Annotated in this window: 2 protein-coding genes; both read right to left on the bottom strand. The window is 71.8% G+C overall.

The window, feature by feature from the left end:
- A partial coding sequence (locus G6020_RS11680) for an amidohydrolase (protein WP_182610748.1) occupies positions 1 to 1,104 on the bottom strand: 1,104 nt, incomplete at its 3' end.
- A partial coding sequence (locus tag G6020_RS11675) for a prolyl oligopeptidase family serine peptidase (RefSeq protein ID WP_241732682.1) occupies positions 1,082 to 2,621 on the bottom strand: 1,540 nt, incomplete at its 5' end. The genes G6020_RS11675 and G6020_RS11680, both read right to left, overlap by 23 nt.

The raw sequence follows: 2,621 nt of genomic DNA, 5'->3' as shown, positions 1-2,621 counted from the left end.
GTGGTGCAGGTCGGTCTCCTCGGACTCGCCGTCCCACACCCCCAGCCGCAGGTAGACGCCGGGGATCTCCTCGGTGTACCAGGCGAAGTCCTCGCCTCCGCTGGACTGGACGGCGGTGCCCACCCCGTCGGCACCGAGCACCTGCTCGACGGCCGACGCGGCCAGGTCGGCGCAGGTCTCGTCGTTGACCACCGGCGGCACGCCCTGGACGTAGTCGACCTCGGCGCGGACCCCGTAGGTCGCGGCGATCGTCTCGACGGCCTCGCGGACGACGGGCTCCGCCGTGGCCCACACGTCGCGGTCGGCGCTGCGCAGCGTGCCCCACAGCTGCCCCGAGTCGGGGATGACGTTGGGTGCGGTGCCTCCGGCCTTGACCGAGGCCCAGGTCAGGACCGTTCCCGAGCGCGGGTCGATCGTCCGGTCGACCACAGCGGTCACCCCCGTGACGATCTGCGCCAGGGCGAAGACCGTGTCCTGGGTCTCGTGGGGCCGGGCGGTGTGCCCGCCGTCCGAGTGGACCGTGATGCCGATCTTGGCGTTGGACGAGGTGATGGCGCCGCCGGTCACGCCCACCTCGCCGACACGGCGGTGCGGGTCGCAGTGCAGCGCGAGGATGCGGTCCACGCCCTCCACCACGCCCTCCTCGACGCAGTCCTTGGCGCCACCCGGCATGGTCTCCTCCGCCGGCTGGAAGATCAGGCGCACGGGGCGCGGCGGCGGGTCGGCGACCAGCATCTCGGCCGCGCCCAGGAGCATCGCGGTGTGGCCGTCGTGACCGCACGTGTGGGCGACCCCGTCGACCTCCGAGGCGAAGGGCTCGCCGGAGTCCTCGCCCATGGCCAGTGCGTCGATGTCCGCGCGCAGGGCCACGACGTCCGTCGCGGTGGCGCCGTCGGCGGCCGGGACGTCGCACCACAGGCCGGTGCCGATCCGGAACCGCGTCGGCTCGAGCCCCATCGACCGGAGCTCACCCTCGATGTAGTCGGTGGTCTCGGTCTCCTCGTAGGACAACTCGGGGTGGGCGTGGATGTGGCGCCGCCACCCGATCAGTCGTCCCTCGAACCCGTCCGCGTCGCCGGGTTCACTCTTCTTGCGTCCGAACACCGAACACCTCCTGACAGAAGTCGACCACCCGGTCCCCGAGCAGCTGCCTGTTGGCCAATTTCACGAACTCGTGACCCTCGTCCTCGAAGAGCAGCACGTCCACCGGTACGCCGCGGCGACGCAAGGCCTCCACGGCCTGCTCCGTCTCGCTGAGCGGCACATTGGTGTCGTGTGCCCCGTGGACGAAGAGCACGGGGACGTCGACATGGTGATACAGATGTAGCGGCGACGCCTCCCTGAGTAGTTCCCGCTCCTGCAGCGGGTTCCCGTACTTGGGATAGGCGGCGGCGGCGATCCACGGCTCGGTGGTGCGGTAGAAACTCTGGAGATCGCTCATCCCGCACGCCGCGATGCCCCCTCGCCACCGCCCGGGGTGCCGGACCAGGGTCGCGTTCACCAGATACCCGCCATAGGAGCGGCCCGAGACCACCGCCCGGTCGGGGTCGGCGATGCCCGCCTCGACCAGGTGCAACAGCGCGTCCTCGACGTCGTCGATCCCCGCGAAGCGGCCGTAGCGGTCGTCGGCGTGGCTGAAGAAGCGTCCGGACCCCGTGGACCCACGCACGTTGGGCGCGAAGTAGGTCACGCCGATGTCGAGGTACCGGCGGGCGAGGTCGTTGTACCCCGGCCGGGACTGTCCCTCGGGCCCGCCGTGGAGGTACACGACCGTGGGCGTCGGTTCGTCGGCCGGGTCTGCGCGGTACAGCCAGCCGGACAACTCCAGCCCGTCGCGGGCCGTGAAGTGGACCAGCACCGGCGCCGGATCCGGTTGCCTCGGCGGCTCTCCCGTCCACCTCCGTCGCTCCACGTCGTACATGACGATGCGCGGCGGCTGGTCGAGGCTCTGCACGGTGAGCGCCAGCAGACGGCCGTCGGCGGTGAGGGTGGGCGAGGACGCCACGACCTCGGGGAGCGGCGGTCTGACGATCACCCGCGGCCGGTCCCCGCTCAGGTCGAGCACCTCGATCTCCGACAAGCCCCCGCGGACGTTCCACAGCAGCACCGCCGTCGAACGGTCCAGGCTCACCTCCACCCGGTCCAGGTCCGCGTCCTCCCGGTAGGCCACCGGCCAGGACTCCGTGCTCTCCTCGTCCGCGACCACCGCGATCAGGCCCATGCGCTCCGCGGAGTGGTCGCTGCGGACGATCATCCTCATGGGCCGGTCCTCGCCCCCGGCGTCGAGGATCACGCCGGCGTCCGTGGTGGACCCGGTGTCGACGGGCAACAGCGGCCACCACCGGCCGTCCGGGACGATCCGGAGCAGTTCGCGGTGCCCGCGGGCTCCGACCCGGAACAGGGCCGCGCCGTCGCGGGCGTGGACGAGCGCGCCCCCCATCCGGCTGTCGACCACCGTGCTCTCGCCCGTCTCCGGGTCCACCAGCCTGCCCTCGGCCAGTCCCTCGGAGTCGAAGGCGGTCAGGGCCAGCAGGTCGCCGTCCCAGCAGACGATCTGCTCGGTGGCGTCGTGGTGGGTGTCGATCGGGTAGACGTCCTTGTCCGCGGGATCGGTCGTGACC

Source organism: Dietzia sp. B19 (genome assembly GCF_014145155.1).
Lineage (GTDB): Bacteria > Actinomycetota > Actinomycetes > Mycobacteriales > Mycobacteriaceae > Dietzia > Dietzia natronolimnaea.
Note: the sequence above shows the minus strand (reverse complement) of the source record. Positions and strands in the feature narration are given on the sequence as shown.